Consider the following 15,580-nt stretch of genomic DNA (forward strand, 5'->3'; position numbering starts at 1 on the left):
CTAAGAATCGCCGCAAAACCATCGGCAAGGCGTCTTTGTAAAATATCAGTGATATAGAAAAGAACTATTAAGCCTGCGCTTACAGGCAAAAAGCCGCCCACAAGCACAAGACATACCTAAGGCAACCGCTGACGAATGGCAGCCTCAATGCCCGCGGCATCCAGGCCGCAGTCACGCAGCAGTTCATCGGGCGTGCCGTGCTCTACAAAGGTGTCGGGCAAGCCGAGATTGAGTACTTCTACCTGTACACCTTCGGCATTGAGCAACTCGTTAACAGCGCTTCCCGCGCCACCGGCAAGGACATTCTCTTCAAGCGTTATCAGAAGCTCATGCTCGTCGGCGGCGTGGAGTACCGCGTCGCGGTCCAGCGGCTTGATGGAGCGCATATTGATATGCGTGGCGTTGAGCTTTTCGGCCACTTCAGCGGCTGCGGTGTTTAGGCTTCCAAACGCGAGTAGCGCAATGCGCACGCCGTCGCCTTGTGACTGGCGGCGTACGTCTGCCTGACCAATCGGGAGCGACTCAAGGTGTTCAGGAATTTCCACGCCTGGGCCGGTGCCGCGTGGGTAGCGAACTGCCGCAGGGCCAGGATGGTGGTAGGCCGCGCTCAGCATGGCGCGACACTCAGCTTCATCGGCAGGGGCTAAAATGACCATACCGGGCACGCAGCGTAAAAAGGACAGATCCATGCTGCCGTGGTGAGTGGGGCCGTCTTCGCCGACAAGGCCCGCCCGGTCGATGGCAAAAGTGACGTCCAGGTTCTGCACCGCTACGTCATGAATCAGCTGATCATAGCCGCGCTGCAAGAATGTCGAGTAGATGGCCACCACCGGCTTCATGCCTTCACACGCCATGCCCGCCGCCAGCGTTACAGCGTGCTGTTCGGCAATTGCCACGTCAAAGTAGCGTGCCGGGTACTCTTTCGAGAAACGAATTAGATCGGAGCCTTCGCGCATGGCCGGGGTAATCCCCATCAGGCGTGAATCGCTTGCGGCCATATCGCACAGCCAGTCGCTGAACACGTTGCAGTACTTTTTCTTGGGGGCGGACGGCGCTTTGGGCGGCGGCGTAGGCGCCACGCTGGTTTTTTCAAGTTTGGTGATGGCGTGGTAGCCAATCTGATCCGCCTCGGCGGGTAGAAAGCCTTTGCCCTTGCAGGTTTTTATATGCAGAAACTGCGGGCCATCCAGCTCGCGCAAGTTGCGCAGCGTTTCGGTCAGCGCCTCAAGGTCGTGACCGTCAATCGGGCCGATGTAGTGAAAGCCCATTTCCTCGAATAGCGTGGCGGGGCTGACCATGCCTTTCATATGCTCTTCGGTGCGCTTGGCAATTTCTAGCGCGCCGGGCAGGTGAGAGAGTACTTTTTTGCCCTCTTCGCGCATTTTCAGATAGGGCTTGCTCGACATCATTCGGGCGAGGTAAGTCGCTAAGCCGCCGACGTTTTCCGAGATCGACATCTCGTTGTCGTTGAGCACGACCAGCATATTGGCATTGACGTGGCCTGCGTGGGCCAGTGCTTCAAAGGCCATGCCCGCCGTGAGCGCGCCGTCACCAATAATCGCGCAGACGCGGCGCTTCTCGCCTTTGGCCTGGGCGGCCAGCGCCATGCCGAGTGCCGCCGAAATCGAAGTGCTCGAATGGCCCACACCAAAGGTGTCGTATTCGGATTCAGCGCGGCGCGGAAAGGCTGCCAGGCCGCCGTGCTGGCGAATGCTGAGCATCGCTTCGCGGCGGCCGGTGAGAATCTTGTGCGGGTAAGCCTGATGGCCCACATCCCATACCAAACGATCATTGGGGGTATGAAACGCGTGGTGCAAGGCCACGCTTAGCTCTACCACACCCAGCCCTGCGCCAAAGTGGCCGCCGGAAACGCCCACGCTATAAAGCAGGTAGGCACGCAGCTCATCGGCCAGTTGGGCAAGCTGCTGGGTATTCATGGCCCGCAGCGCAGCGGGATGATCAAAGGAGTCGAGCAGCGGCGTTGCCGGGCGCTCGCGGGGAATGTCGTCGAACAGCTTCATGGGCATCTAGTGGTCGCGCTCGATCATATAGTGGGCTAATTCGGCCAAAGGCGCGGCTTGCTCGCCTAACGGGGCGAGGGCGGCAATGGCCTCGTCAATCAGGGTACGCGCTTTTTGCTGCGCACCATCAAGCCCCAGTAGGCTGGGGTAGGTCGGCTTGGCGCGGGCAGCATCGGCGCCGGATGTTTTACCGAGCGTAAGGGTATCGCCTGTCACATCAAGCACATCATCATGAATCTGGAAGGCTAGACCAATGGCGCGTGCGTAGCGAGTCAGGGCGTTTAAACGCGGGTCGTTTTCATCAACGGCAATAAGCCCGCCCATGCGTACCGCCGCAACAATCAGCGCGCCGGTTTTATGGGCGTGCATATGCGCCAGAGCGTCCACATCGGGGTGGCCGCCTACAGCGGCGAGATCCAGCGCCTGGCCTGCCACCATGCCCTCACGGCCAGACGCCGTGGCGAGCGTGGTGATCAGGCTGCCAAGCCGTGGATGGGCGGTACGCGCCAGCACGTCAAAGGCCAGGGTTTGCAGTGCATCCCCCGCCAGAATCGCGGTGGCTTCGTCAAAGGCGATATGTACTGTGGGCTGGCCGCGGCGCAGGTCGTCGTCATCCATGGCGGGTAAATCATCATGAATGAGCGAGTAGGCGTGAATCAGCTCAATGGCAGCAGCCGGAGCGTCAAGCTCTTCATCGCTTGCGCCGAGCGCCTGCCCGGCAAGGTAGACAAGTAGCGGGCGCAGGCGCTTGCCGCCCACCAAAAGCCCGTGGCGCATGGCGTCATCCAGCCGGGTTACCACGGCGCGCTCGTGAAACAGGGCGTTAAGCGTGGCATCAACCCGCGTGTTGCTGATCGCGCGCAAGTCCGTCAGTGAGGCGGCGTGAGTCGCTACCATGGGGGTGTCTCCTTACCCTCTTCAGTGTCGTCCTGGGGAGATTCAGCGCCAGCAAAAGGAGTGACATTCAAGCGGCCTTCGCTGTCTTCGCTCAGCGCACGTACTTTCAGCTCGGCGGTATCCAGGCGCTGCTGCGCGTCGCGGGTTAGCCGCACGCCCTGCTCGAAGGCGCCCAGCGCATCTTCCAATGAGAGCTCGCCTGATTCCAAGCGTTCTACGATGGTTTCCAGCTGTTCAACCGTGGCCGCAAAATCCTGCTGCGAGGGTGTGGTATCGCTCATTGGTCAATGCCTACTGTTTTCTGGCGCCCCGTCAAAAGGCAGCGCGCGGGCCTGCAATGTAAACGCACAGTATACACCGAGGCCAGGGGGTGGCGTCTTCCCCAGCCGGCTTTCTACGTGTGACTTGCACTGTTTTCATCTTGAAAACGCACACATTTCATTAGTTCACAAAGGCCTGAAAGGTATGCAGTGTGATACTATACGGCCTTCCGTTAACCGATACACGGCGCACGCCGCCGACCATAGAGGTTGATTCAGCCATGGCCAAAACGTCCCTGGAAAAGAGCAAGATCAAAATCCTGCTACTCGAGGGCGTCCACCAGAGTGCGGTGGACAATTTTCACAACGCCGGATATGAAAATATCGAGCATCTACCGACATCGCTAGATGAAGCGTCGCTGATCGAGAAAATTCATGATGTACACTTTATCGGCATTCGCTCGCGTACCCAACTTAATGAGCGGGTATTTGCAGCGGCAGAGAAACTGGTCGGCGTTGGCTGTTTCTGTATCGGTACCAATCAGGTAGATCTTGATGCGGCGCTAAAACGCGGTATTGCCGTATTTAATGCACCGTACTCTAACACTCGTTCCGTGGCGGAGCTGGTGCTGGCAGAAGCGATTATGCTGCTGCGTGGTATTCCTGAGAAAAATGCTCGTGCCCATCAGGGCGGCTGGCTGAAGTCGGCTAAAAATTCGCACGAAGCTCGCGGCAAAACCCTGGGTATTGTGGGTTACGGCAGCATCGGCGCGCAGCTTTCCGTGCTCGCCGAAGCGCTGGGCTTTAACGTTATCTATTACGACATCATCACCAAGCTGGGTATGGGTAACGCAAGCCAGGTCGCCAACCTTGATGAGCTATTAAGCCGCTCGGATGTGGTTAGCCTGCACGTGCCGGATTTGCCCTCTACCCGCTGGATGATTGGCGCCAAAGAGATCGCCGCCATGAAGCCGGGCGCTATCTTCATCAATGCCTCGCGCGGTAGCGTAGTCGAAATCGAGCCGCTGGCCGATGCCATCAAGTCAGGCCATCTGAACGGTGCCGCCGTGGATGTATTCCCGGTTGAGCCCAAGGGCAACAACGAAGAGTTTGAAAGCCCGCTGCGCGGTCTTGAGAACGTGATTCTGACGCCGCATATCGGTGGTTCTACACTCGAAGCCCAGGAAAATATCGGCATCGAAGTGGCGGACAAGCTTACGACTTACTCGGATAACGGCACCACGATTACCTCGGTCAACTTCCCCGAAGTAGCGCTGCCTGCGCACCCCGATAAGCACCGTTTGCTGCATATTCATGACAACGTGCCTGGCGTGCTGTCGCAGATTAACCGCGTGCTTTCGGAAAACGACATCAATATTTCCGGCCAGTATCTGCAGACTAACGATAAGGTCGGCTATGTGGTCATTGATGTCGACAAAGCTTATGGCCCACAGGCGTTGGAAGCGTTAAAGCAGGTAGAGCATACGCTAAAAATCCGCACGCTTTTCTCAGCGCATAACAGCTAGGCTCGGCAGCAACGAAACTTGCCAACAACGTAAAATACTTGGTTGATGGCATAAAAAAACGGCTCCTGAATGGGGCCGTTTTGGTTGGTCGGGCTGACGGTCAGGCAAGATCAAACAGCAGTACTTCACTTTTATTCTTGCCGGTCACGCTGATGGCGTCGCCAGGCTGGAACGCGGCAGCATCGCCGGTACTGAGCTGTTCGCCATTGATCATTACCGCGCCTTTGACCACGTGCAGCCAGGCGTAGCGTGTGGCAGGCGTCTCCACGCTTTGGTCTGCGTCAAAGGAGCCAGCGTAAAGGTTAATGTCCTGGTTGAGGCTGACCGAGCCTTCACGACCCTCTTCCGAGGCCACCAGGCGCCACTGGCCCTGCCTTTCCGCCGCCGGGAAGGGCTTCTGCTCGTAGCTTGGCGTAATACCCAGTTCTTTGGGCTCAATCCAGATCTGCAGAAAGTGCAGCCCGTTCTCTTTGGAGTGATTGAACTCACTGTGCAGCACGCCGGTACCCGTGGACATGCGCTGTACGTCACCTGGGCGCATTACCTCTCCGTTGCCCATATTGTCTTTGTGCTCCATTTCGCCTTCCAGCACATAGGAGATAATCTCCATATCCCGATGCGGATGGGCGCCAAAGCCATGACCGCCAGCCACGCGGTCTTCATTAATCACCCGCAGGGCGCGAAAGCCCATATGCTTGGGATCATGATAGTTGGCAAACGAGAACGTGTGATAAGAGCGCAGCCAGCCGTGGTCTGCATAACCTCTTTCATCCGCGCGACGAATTTTCATTGTTGTGCTCCCAGCCATGTTTAATGAATAGCTGTTTAATAAAAAGCTGCTGAAGGAATAGCTGTTGAGGAATGAACTCAATATACGCCTGTAATCGCGCCGCGTCGGGCGAAGGTTTCTGCATGATAACGTCGATTAAATCGACGAATTTTATAGGGGGATGACCTGCGTCAATCTGGCAGGATTCAAGCATTACACCGTTTGCGTTAGACTATGCGCGTTTATTAACCCGGTCCGCCCTTTGCGAGGGCGACTACCTGGAGCTTGTTATGTCTACCCCTGTTTCTGAAGCTGTCTCAAAAACGATCTCAAAAACGATCTCTCAAACGATCTCTCAAACGATCTCTGAATCTGGCGATACGCCGCGTATTGTCGTGGCGGCGCTGTATAAGTTCGTCACCCTGAATGACTTTGAGGCGTTGCGTGAGCCGCTGCGCCAGACCATGGTCGATAACGATGTCAAAGGCACGCTGCTGCTCGCCAAAGAAGGTATTAACGGCACCGTAGCAGGCACCCGCGAAGGCATTGATGCCCTGCTTGCCTGGCTGACTGCCGACCCGCGCCTGACCGATATTGACCATAAAGAGTCTTACTGCGACGAGCACCCGTTCTACCGCACCAAGGTCAAGCTCAAGCGAGAGATCGTGACGCTTGGCGTGCCGGGCATCGACCCTAACGATACCGTAGGCACCTACGTTGAGCCTGAAAACTGGAACGACATCATTTCCGACCCGGAAGTGCTGGTGATTGATACCCGCAACGATTACGAAGTGGCGATTGGCAGCTTTGAGGGCGCGGTGGACCCCAAGACCACCACGTTCCGTGAGTTTCCCGAGTACGTGCGCGAGCACTACAACCCGGAGAAGCACAAGAAAGTCGCCATGTTTTGCACTGGTGGCATACGCTGTGAAAAGGCCTCCAGCTTTATGCTCAAAGAGGGCTTTGACGAGGTTTACCACCTCAAGGGCGGCGTGCTGAACTACCTGGAAAAAGTCCCTGAAGAGAAGTCGCTGTGGCGCGGCGAGTGCTTTGTGTTTGATAACCGGGTGGCAGTCCGCCATGACCTGAGCGAAGGCTCCTTTGAACAGTGCCACGCCTGCCGCATGCCGATTTCCGCCGACGACATGCAGTCTTCCGCTTATGAGCCGGGCATCAGTTGCCCGCACTGCATCGACTCGCTGCCTGAGAAAACCCGCGCCGCCGCCCGCGAACGCCAGCGTCAGATCGAGCTTGCCAAGGAGCGCGGCCAGCCCCACCCGTTAGGCTACAACCATCGCGAAAAGCTTAACGCCTAATCTAAGGCTTAATGTTAAGCCGGCGGCCACGCCCGTGGTCGCCTTTGGTCGTAAACATCCCGTTTTTGGCGTGTGAGGCACTAGACTGAAGCTTATTCAGCTTATCTAGGGGCCTCCCATGCCTGTTTCTTGTGATACTTCGGTGACCGAGCGACTGCTTCGCGATGACCAGCAGGGTGTGACCACGCTCACGCTCAACACTCCTAAGCGATTCAACGCGCTTTCCGAGCAGATGCTTGAGGCGCTAGAGGCGGCGCTTGCAGATATTGCCCACGATGAGCAGGTGCGCTGCGTGGTGCTGGCAGCCAACGGCAAGGCCTTCTGCGCCGGGCACGATTTAAAGCAGATGCGCACCAATCCTGATAAAGCCTACCACCAGGCGCTTTTTGCCCGCTGTAGCCAGGTGATGCAAGCTATCGTCCATTGCCCGGTTCCGGTGATTGCCAAGGTGCAGGGCGTTGCCACCGCCGCTGGCTGTCAGCTCGTTGCCAGCTGTGATTTAGCCGTTGCCGCGCAGAGTGCCCGGTTTGCGGTGTCAGGAATTAATGTCGGTCTTTTCTGTTCGACTCCAGCCGTGGCGCTGTCGCGTAACGTGCCCCGCAAGCGGGCGATGGAAATGCTCCTGACCGGCGAATTTATCAGTGCTACCCAGGCGGCTGAATGGGGCTTGATCAACCGGGTTGCCGAGGATGCGGCACTCGACGACGCTGTTCAGGCGCTGACCGAGAGTATTTGCGCTAAAAGTGCCGTGGCGGTGAGAACGGGAAAGGCCATGTTTGCGCGCCAGCTGGCCATGCCGCTGGATGAAGCTTACGCCTTTGCCGGAGAAACCATGGCCTGCAATATGCAAACGCTTGACGCCATAGAAGGCATTGATGCGTTTATCGACAAGCGCCCGCCACGCTGGCAGCACCGCTAGCGTCTGCCCATTGCTAGCCTCTACTCATCGCTAGGGCATCTCCGCTATTAGTGGAATGCGTTTCCGTAAACGCGACAGCGGCTATGACAGCGCGTTATCCTGTTGTTCTTTGCGCCTTCAGGAGAGAGCAGGGTGAGTGAAGCCAAGCGTAGGACGGTTGGGCGTCCGGCAAGCGCCGCCAAAACGAGCGGCGGGCATAGCCAGTCTCTGGTACGAGGCTTAACGTTATTGGAGTATTTAGCGGCAAGCCCCCTTGGGCTTGCGCTGTCGGACGTGGCCGAAAAAGCCGATTTAGCTCCTTCTACCACCCACCGCCTGCTCCAGGCCTTACAGAGTCAGGGCTTTGTGACCCAGGAGAACGAGCAGGGGCTGTGGCGCATTGACGTCAAAACCTTTCGCATCGGTAACAGCTTTCTAGAAGCCCGCGATGTGGTGGCATCCAGCCGACCTTTCCTGCGCCGTTTAACTGCCGAGACTGGTGAAACCGCCAACCTGGGTATTCGTGACGGTGACACGGCGGTGTTTCTTGCCCAGCACGAATCTCCTCAGATGATGCGCATGATTACCCGTTTAGGGTCGCGCGCGCCTTTGCATGCTTCCGGCGTGGGTAAAGCGCTTCTAGCGTGGATGCCCGCCGATGAGCGTGCCCGTTTTCTGGATAGCCGCGAGCTTGCCCGTGTTACTGAAAACACGCTATGTAGCCCCGATGCTCTGCTGGCGGAGATGCAGCAGATTGGCCAGCAAGGTTTCGCCTGCGACCGTGAAGAGCATGCCATTGGCCTGCACTGTGTGGCGGCCTGCGTCTACGACGAGCATGCCACGCCGCTGGCGGCCATTTCCGTTTCGGGCCCTGTGGCGCGCATTCCCGAATCGCGCCTGCTGGCGCTAGGCGCACTGGTGCGCCAGGTGGCTGACGAGATCACCAATCAGCTAGGCGGCCAGGTGCCGCGTTCATTGTAAGCGCCTGTTAATATGCTGAGTCTTTTCCTGGTGGCCCTGGCAAGCGCGACGCTCTTGCCGGGCGGCTCCGAGGTGTGGCTTGCTCGGCTTTGGTGTCTGGGCGAGCCTGCCGTGCTGCTGTGGGTTGTCGCTACCGCAGGCAATACGCTGGGAAGTTTAGTCAACGTGGCCATGGGCCGCTACGCGCGTCAGTTTCAGCATCGGCGCTGGTTTCCCGCATCGCCCAAAAGTCTGGCGCGGGCCGAGCGCTGGTATCACAAGCTGGGGGAGGCGAGCCTGCTGCTTTCCTGGGTGCCGGTGATCGGCGACCCGCTGACGGTGCTTGCGGGCTTATTTCGACTGCCATGGTGGCGTGCTTTTCTATGGATTGTGGTGGCAAAAGGGGCTCGCTATGCGATAGTGCTTGGCCTTGCGAATCAGTGGCTGTTACCGCTCTGCAAGGCCTGACTAACACGCCCAGCGGCACAACAACGTTTCAATCTGCGTCCATACCTTGTCCATGTTCTCATGTTACCCTGTGCGCTTTTATACGCTATCGACATGCGGTGCGTGTGCATTATGGTTTGCATAAAGTGGGCCAACCGTTAGATTTAAGTAAGCATTTACCCTAAGGGAGGTTGAGGTGTGACGCCATTACGCTTATTACCCTGGCTAGGCATCTGGCTGATGACGCTATTTGCGTTGTTGGCAACGCCAGCATTAGCCCAAACGACAACGTCGGCTGCCGACGATCCTGCACAGCCACCGGCAGAGGAGCAGGCGTCTTACGAGGCGCTTGCGGACCTGCTCGAAAATGAACAGTCGCGCCAGGAGCTGATTGACGTGCTGCGCAGTCAGGCGTCGGCGCTGCCGGCTGGTCTGGAAGCGGAGTTATCGCCTGAAGCGGCCGCCGCAGGTGGCAATGTGGCTCCTGAAGATGTGTCGCTGCCCCGCCAGCTGGCCGAACTTACTAGTCGAGTAGTCACCGATATTGGCGGCCAGATTGAGCAGGCTGCCACCGTGGTCGGCGACCTGTTCACCGGTAGCGGTGATTCAAGCACATTCGACTCGGCGGCGTTTATTCAGGCAGCGATTAATCTAGGTATCGTGATTGGTGCCACGTTTGCGCTGTTTTTTGTGTTACGCAGGCTCGGCAAACCTGCGTTTGCCAAGGTAAGCCGCTGGTCATTAAACGGCACCGGTTTAACGCCGGTGCTACGGCTTATTTTATGTGTCGCTATCGCGGCGGTTGTCGACTTTTTGCTCGTAGGTCTGGCGTACGTCGGGGGCAATCTTATCGCCACCTTTGCCGTGGGTGAAACGGGTGAGCTTTCCACGCGCGCATCGCTGTTTCTTAACGCTTTCTTGATTATTGAGCTGTTTAAGGCCGTAATGCGTATGCTCTTCTCCTCCCATTACGAGGGGCTACGCCTGCTGCCTATTTCTGCCCATGAAGCATCCTATTGGAACCGTTGGCTGGCGCGTCTGATCGGTATGGTGGGGTATGGCTTGATGGTGGCTGTGCCGCTGGTCAATTTCTATCTGGGCGTATCGTTGGGGCAAGCGGTGGGTACGCTGATCATGATAATCGCCTTTATCTATGCGGTTAGCGTGGTGCTTAAAAACCGCGTACGCCTGCGTGGCAATATGAATACGATCGCTGCCAATACCACCATGACCGCAAGCCGCGTGTCGTTACAGCTATTTGCGCGTACCTGGCACCTGTTTGCGCTGCTGTATTTCCTGATTGTGTTTGTACTGACCTTAACGCGCCCGGGCGATGCGTTACCCTTTGTGCTATTTGCAACCCTGAAAACCTTAGCGGCCGTAGTCATTGGCTTGCTGGCATCGACGTTCCTGACCCAAACTATTGGTCGGCGTATTCAGCTATCCGATGATTTACGCCGCAAGCTGCCGATGCTCGAACATCGCCTGAATAGCTACGTACCCAATGCGTTACGCGTGCTAAGAACGGTGATTTTGGTCGCCGTCATCATGGTAGTTCTGGATGCCTGGGGCGCGTTTAATCTGGCCGGTTGGTACGCTTCTGAGCGTGGCGCGCATCTGGTAGGTAACCTGATCAGCGTGGCGATCATTCTCATTGTTGCGCTGGGTATCTGGCTCGGTTTGGCAAGCTTGATTGAGCATAAGCTCAACCCGGAAACGGGTACCGGCGAACCCTCCGCGCGAGCTAAAACGCTGCTGAGCCTGTTTCGTAACGCCCTGGCGATTGCCATGGTGACCATTACGGGCATGATCGTTCTTTCGGAAATTGGCATCAACATCGGGCCGCTAATTGCCGGTGCTGGTGTGCTGGGTTTGGCAATTGGTTTTGGTGCCCAAAAGCTGGTGCAGGATGTTATCACCGGCGTATTTATCCAGATTGAAAACGCCATGAATACCGGCGATGTCGTTACGGTAGGCGGCGTTACCGGTACTGCTGAACGATTGAGTATTCGCTCTGTAGGGATTCGTGATCTTTCCGGCACCTACCATATCGTGCCGTTCTCAAGCGTCGATACGGTATCCAACTACATGCGTGAGTACGGTAACCATGTTGGGGAATACGGCATTGGTTACAACGAAAGTATTGATGAAGCCATTGAGCAGCTTAAACTGGCCTTCGAAGATCTTAAGGCCAGCGAAGAGCATGGCTTCAAGCTCTTAGCTGATATGACGGTGGCGGGCGTAACAGCGTTGGCGGATAGCTCGGTCAACATCCGTGTCGTGATTAAAACCACACCGGGCGATCAGTGGGGCGTCGGTCGTGCCTTTAACCGCTTAGTGAAAATGCGCTTCGATGAGGCCGGTATCGAGATCCCCTTCCCACATACCACACTGTACTTTGGTGAAAATAAAGCGGGCAAAACACCGCCTGCTAATGTTCGGGTATTGGAATCCACCGCCCAAGAGAAAAAAGCGGAGCATCCGCCGATCATCACCTCTGAGACTACCCGTCATCAGAGCCACAGTGAGCAAGAGCATCAAAAACCTGATCACGACGACGTTGATGATGTTAGCAACTAGTCGATAATCAGCTAAGCAAGTAGTGGGGCCGCCTTTGGGCGGCCCCACTGCGTTTACGTTTGGGCAGTAGAGGCCCTTGGTATACGCGCTGGATAGAAGTCCTCAGCAATAGCGTGGGCACATTAGGTTGGATAGTTTTCCGAGTGCCTGCCTTCTAGGTAGACCGACTCGCCTCCATCGACACATAGTATTTGGCCTGTGACAAAGTCGTTATCCAGCAGGTAATGCATTGCCTGCATTAGGTGCTCCGGCGTTCCCTGCCGGTGAATCGGAATGCCCTCCAAACGCCATGCGATATAGTCGCGGCTACGCTGTGTGGTAGGTAACACGACGCCTGGTGCAATGCCGTTAACCCGAATATGCGGAGCAAATTCAAGCGCTGCCATTTGGGTCATGTCCGACAACCCCTTTTTAGACAGCAAATACGCCGCATACGGATACTGGTGATAAGCTATTTTATTATCGATGATATTAATCACACAGCCTGTGCGAACTATTTGGGCAAAATGACGAGTTAATAGCAGAGGAGTAAACAGGTTAATGCGAAACTGCGTTTCCAGCATGGCTAGATCGGTTTCCGCGATAGGCGCTGCCTGATAAGTTGAGGCACTGTTAAGCAGCACGCTTAAATGGGGGAAGCGTTCTTTTGCAGACTCAACTAGCGTATCAAGAGGCTCGTGCAGGAAGTTGCACGGCAATATTTCACATTCACGGCCCTTTCCACGAATACGTTCCGCCACTTCTTCGGCTTCTTCTCGCGAGCTATTAACGTGTAAGGCAATGTCATACCCCGCATCCGCTAATGCTTCAGAAAAATGCCGCCCTAAGCGCGTCGCGCCCCCGGTTACTAATGCAGCTTTAGAAGTCATTGAGTGTCCCTGTACTTTATCGTTATGTAATGACTGCGTGTACCGTGCGTTTATTGTTAGTCGATTTATGGCTTGCACACTAAGAGCGTAGCGCTAGTCTGAGAGTTGGTCATTAGCCGATCTTAAGATTATTTCGCCTACCTCCAATGGGGTTATCGCTATGCCAACAACGGCGTTACGCGCAGGGCAGGGCACCGCACTTCATGAGTGTTTGATTTCTATCGGTTCAAATATCGAGCCCGAATTAAACTTTACTCAAGCGTTAAGCCTTTTACGCACCGAATGCGATCTAGTGGCACACTCTCAGGCCATTCGCACGCCGCCGGTGGGCTTTTTAGATCAACCTGATTTTCTCAATGCCGCACTATTGATTCGTACGGCGCTGACCTATGAAGCGTTTCGCCTCTATTTAAAGACGGTAGAAAACCGCTTGGGGCGCGTGCATGGCCCGAACAAATCAGGCCCTCGCACCATGGATCTGGATATTGTGGCGTGGAATGGTGAACTGCTCGACCAGGGATACCTTGAATACGACTACGTCCGGCTCCCTGTTGATGAGGTGCTTACCGTCAGCGGACGTTCTTTAATGACAAAAAAAGGTTAACGATTTATCCGCTCAGGCCGATAACTCTATGGTCGCTAGTCAGCAAGCGCCGAGCTTCTCCCCTGTGAGGGTTTATATTGTTTAGCCTGAATACCAATCTAACCTCGCTGCTGGTGCAAAATAATTTGCGCAACAGTCAGCAGGCGATACAGACCTCCATGCAACGGCTATCGTCAGGCTTGCGTATTAATAGCGCCAAGGACGATCCGGCCGGGCAGGCGATCGCCAATCGAATGGGTTCGCAAATCCGCGGCATGCATCAGGCTATCCGCAATACCAACGACGGGATTTCGCTGGTACAAACGGCTGAAGGCTCGCTTAATCAGATCAACGACAATCTGCAGCGGATTCGTGAGCTAAGTGTTCAGGCGGGCAACGGTACCTATACGCCTGACGACCTGTCCTCAATTCAGGATGAAATCGACCAGCGGATGGAGGAAATCGACCGCATCGCAGAGCAGAGCAACTTCAACGGTATTAACCTGATCGGGGAGGCGCGCAGCCTTAATATTCAGGTGGGGGCCAATGCAGGCAATACCATCAGCGTGCGTATGGCGGCCATGAGCCTTGATGCATTAGGCCTTAATGGCTTCAGCGTGCTTAAAGACAATGCCACTGAAAACCCCATGGACAAGCTTGATGAGGCCATTAAGCAACTGGATCGTCAGCGCAGCTATTTTGGCGCGGTACAAAACCGTTTTGAAAGCGTGATCGATGGGCTTAATAACAACATCGTCAACCTTTCGGCGGCCCAGTCGCGCATTCAGGATACCGATTATGCCAAAGAAGTATCGAACCTGATCCGTGCGCAAATTCTCCAGCAGGCGGGCATGTCGATACTCGCTCAGGCCAACCAGCAGCCGCAGATGATCCTGCGTTTGTTGGAAGGCCTATAAGCTCCAGGCAGTAAAATATACATTCCTTTTTCGCCGATCAGTAACGTCACTGCCTGATCATTAAGCGCTTGGTGATTCATCCATTCCAATATGGCATGCATTAGGCGTTTTTTTTCGTTTGTGATCTCGCCTGATAATTTGCTTTGATAGCGTCATTCACCCTGAATGGCAGAAAAGCAATGGCAATGGATCTTCCTCATGTAAGTGCTGCGTTAGGCGTTTTACACCCTATTTGTATAGCCCGCGGGCGTAATGCGGAGGTTTGGGATGAATCAGGCCAGCGCTATATCGATTTTATCGGCGGCATCGGCGTGCTTAACCTTGGTCATAGCCATCCGGCAGTAGTGGAAGCCGTTCAAAGCCAGGTAGAAACGTTAATGCATTCTGCATTTAATGCAGTGCCACATCGGGGTTATCTATCGGTAGTAGACGCATTAAACCAGTTTGTACCGGTCTCCTATCCGCTCTCCTGCATGCTCACCAATAGCGGTGCAGAAGCAACCGAAAACGCTCTCAAAGTTGCTCGAGGTGTCACCGGTCGACAAGCAGTTATTGCCTTCGACGATGCTTTTCATGGCCGAACGCTGGCCGCCTTGAACTTGAATGGCAAGGTTAAACCGTACAAGTCAGGCCTTGGCGCCTTACCGGGGCCTGTCTATCACCTACCTTTCCCGAGCCGTGATAGCGGTGTGACCGATGAGCAGGCGCTTGCCGCGCTGGAGCGGCTATTTGAAGTTGAAATACCCGCCGATGAAGTGGCTTGCATGATCGTTGAGCCCATCCAGGGAGAAGGTGGTTTTCGCCTATTGTGCCCTCAGTTCGCCACGGCAATGCGTGAAATCTGTAATCAACACAACATCATACTGATATTTGACGAAATTCAATCAGGATTCGGGCGCAGTGGTAAGCGTTTCGGCTTTTCACACTTGGGCGTTGAGCCAGATCTTCTGTTGATGGGCAAAAGCATCGCCTCTGGGTTGCCGCTAGCGGCGTTAGCGGGGCGGGCAGAGCTAATGGATGCGTTACCCAAAGGTGCGCTGGGTGGCACATACTCAGGCAATGCAGTGGCATGCGCAGCCGCACTGGCCGTCATGGACATCATGCAGGAAGAGGCGCTTGCCTGCTGGGGAGAGCAGCAGGAAGCACTGATAGTTGAAGCTTACCAGGCGTGGCAGTCAAGCGGCCGCTTTCCTATGCTGGGAGCCATGACGGGCGTTGGTTCGATGCGGGGTATTGTTTTTAACGATACTCAAAATGCCACAGGCGCTGAGCATCTGACGGCGCTATTGACCGCCGGACGTAACGCTGGCGTTCTGCTGATGCCCAGCGGACGCAAACGCAATATTCTACGTTTATTGCCGCCGCTCACCACTGAGCCAGAAATATTAAAAGAAGGTCTAAGCCTTATTGAACAGGCGCTGGAGACGCTAAGCGCATGATCGCAATGCAAGCCGGTGAAAGTGTTAGCGCGGTATACAAGCGCTTTCTGGAAGCCCTAAAGACCCGCGGCTTCGACGGCGAGATTGCCCCTGATTAC

14 protein-coding genes are annotated in these 15,580 nt (G+C 55.7%); 9 read left to right on the forward strand and 5 right to left on the reverse strand.

Features of this window, described 5'->3' with window-relative positions; translation table 11 throughout:
- Positions 1 to 116: 116 nt before the first annotated feature.
- Genes dxs through ACT3XD_RS18375 form a run of 3 tightly spaced genes read right to left on the reverse strand, consistent with a single transcriptional unit; the run spans position 117 to position 3,199 of the window.
- Positions 117 to 2,027 carry a 1-deoxy-D-xylulose-5-phosphate synthase gene (gene dxs, locus ACT3XD_RS18365; RefSeq protein WP_192539670.1) on the reverse strand — a complete coding sequence of 637 codons (1,911 nt, stop codon included), beginning with the start codon at positions 2,025 to 2,027 and terminating at the stop codon, positions 117 to 119.
- Positions 2,028 to 2,918: a (2E,6E)-farnesyl diphosphate synthase gene (gene ispA / locus ACT3XD_RS18370; RefSeq protein WP_192539671.1), complete on the reverse strand. Its 891-nt coding sequence runs from the start codon at positions 2,916 to 2,918 to the stop codon at positions 2,028 to 2,030.
- Complete coding sequence (locus tag ACT3XD_RS18375; protein WP_192539672.1) at positions 2,912 to 3,199, reverse strand: exodeoxyribonuclease VII small subunit; 288 nt, start codon at positions 3,197 to 3,199, stop codon at positions 2,912 to 2,914. The genes ispA and ACT3XD_RS18375 overlap by 7 nt, the downstream gene beginning before the upstream one ends.
- Positions 3,200 to 3,459: 260 nt before the next feature.
- Between ACT3XD_RS18375 and serA the strand changes: the two genes are divergently transcribed.
- Positions 3,460 to 4,704: a phosphoglycerate dehydrogenase gene (serA, locus tag ACT3XD_RS18380; RefSeq protein ID WP_192539681.1), complete on the forward strand. Its 1,245-nt coding sequence runs from the start codon at positions 3,460 to 3,462 to the stop codon at positions 4,702 to 4,704.
- A gap of 100 nt (positions 4,705 to 4,804) precedes the next feature.
- Here the strand turns inward: serA and ACT3XD_RS18385 are convergent, their stop codons facing one another.
- Positions 4,805 to 5,494 carry a pirin family protein gene (locus ACT3XD_RS18385; protein WP_192539673.1) on the reverse strand — a complete coding sequence of 230 codons (690 nt, stop codon included), beginning with the start codon at positions 5,492 to 5,494 and terminating at the stop codon, positions 4,805 to 4,807.
- Positions 5,495 to 5,763: 269 nt separating this feature from the next.
- On the opposite strand from ACT3XD_RS18385, the gene trhO reads away from it, so the two are divergent.
- The 5 genes from trhO to ybiO all read left to right on the forward strand — a co-directional run bounded on the left by trhO (position 5,764) and on the right by ybiO (position 11,674).
- A complete protein-coding gene (trhO, locus tag ACT3XD_RS18390) occupies positions 5,764 to 6,789 on the forward strand; it encodes an oxygen-dependent tRNA uridine(34) hydroxylase TrhO (RefSeq protein WP_225736335.1) in 1,026 nt (341 codons plus the stop codon).
- Between the two features lie 118 nt (positions 6,790 to 6,907).
- Positions 6,908 to 7,708, forward strand: coding sequence for an enoyl-CoA hydratase (locus tag ACT3XD_RS18395; RefSeq protein WP_192539674.1), 801 nt, complete (start codon positions 6,908 to 6,910; stop codon positions 7,706 to 7,708).
- 132 nt (positions 7,709 to 7,840) lie between these two features.
- Positions 7,841 to 8,668 carry an IclR family transcriptional regulator gene (locus ACT3XD_RS18400; RefSeq protein ID WP_192539675.1) on the forward strand — a complete coding sequence of 276 codons (828 nt, stop codon included), beginning with the start codon at positions 7,841 to 7,843 and terminating at the stop codon, positions 8,666 to 8,668.
- Positions 8,669 to 8,680: 12 nt separating this feature from the next.
- A complete protein-coding gene (locus ACT3XD_RS18405; RefSeq protein ID WP_192539676.1) occupies positions 8,681 to 9,115 on the forward strand; it encodes a YqaA family protein in 435 nt (144 codons plus the stop codon).
- Positions 9,116 to 9,292: 177 nt separating this feature from the next.
- Positions 9,293 to 11,674, forward strand: a complete 2,382-nt coding sequence (gene ybiO / locus ACT3XD_RS18410; protein ID WP_192539677.1) for a mechanosensitive channel protein — start codon at positions 9,293 to 9,295, stop codon at positions 11,672 to 11,674.
- 122 nt (positions 11,675 to 11,796) lie between these two features.
- Here the strand turns inward: ybiO and ACT3XD_RS18415 are convergent, their stop codons facing one another.
- Positions 11,797 to 12,543: an SDR family oxidoreductase gene (locus ACT3XD_RS18415; RefSeq protein WP_192539678.1), complete on the reverse strand. Its 747-nt coding sequence runs from the start codon at positions 12,541 to 12,543 to the stop codon at positions 11,797 to 11,799.
- A 160-nt stretch (positions 12,544 to 12,703) separates the two neighbouring features.
- Between ACT3XD_RS18415 and folK the strand changes: the two genes are divergently transcribed.
- From folK to ACT3XD_RS18430, 3 genes are all read left to right on the forward strand, one after another.
- Positions 12,704 to 13,147: a 2-amino-4-hydroxy-6-hydroxymethyldihydropteridine diphosphokinase gene (folK, locus tag ACT3XD_RS18420; RefSeq protein WP_192539679.1), complete on the forward strand. Its 444-nt coding sequence runs from the start codon at positions 12,704 to 12,706 to the stop codon at positions 13,145 to 13,147.
- 77 nt (positions 13,148 to 13,224) lie between these two features.
- Positions 13,225 to 14,043, forward strand: coding sequence for a flagellin N-terminal helical domain-containing protein (locus ACT3XD_RS18425; RefSeq protein ID WP_225736336.1), 819 nt, complete (start codon positions 13,225 to 13,227; stop codon positions 14,041 to 14,043).
- A gap of 185 nt (positions 14,044 to 14,228) precedes the next feature.
- A complete protein-coding gene (locus tag ACT3XD_RS18430; RefSeq protein WP_192539680.1) occupies positions 14,229 to 15,482 on the forward strand; it encodes a 2-aminoadipate transaminase in 1,254 nt (417 codons plus the stop codon).
- Positions 15,483 to 15,580 lie beyond the last annotated feature (98 nt).

The sequence above is a fragment of the Halomonas sp. AOP7-B1-5 genome (assembly GCF_052353045.1).
Classification (GTDB): Bacteria; Pseudomonadota; Gammaproteobacteria; order Pseudomonadales; family Halomonadaceae; genus Vreelandella; species Vreelandella colorata.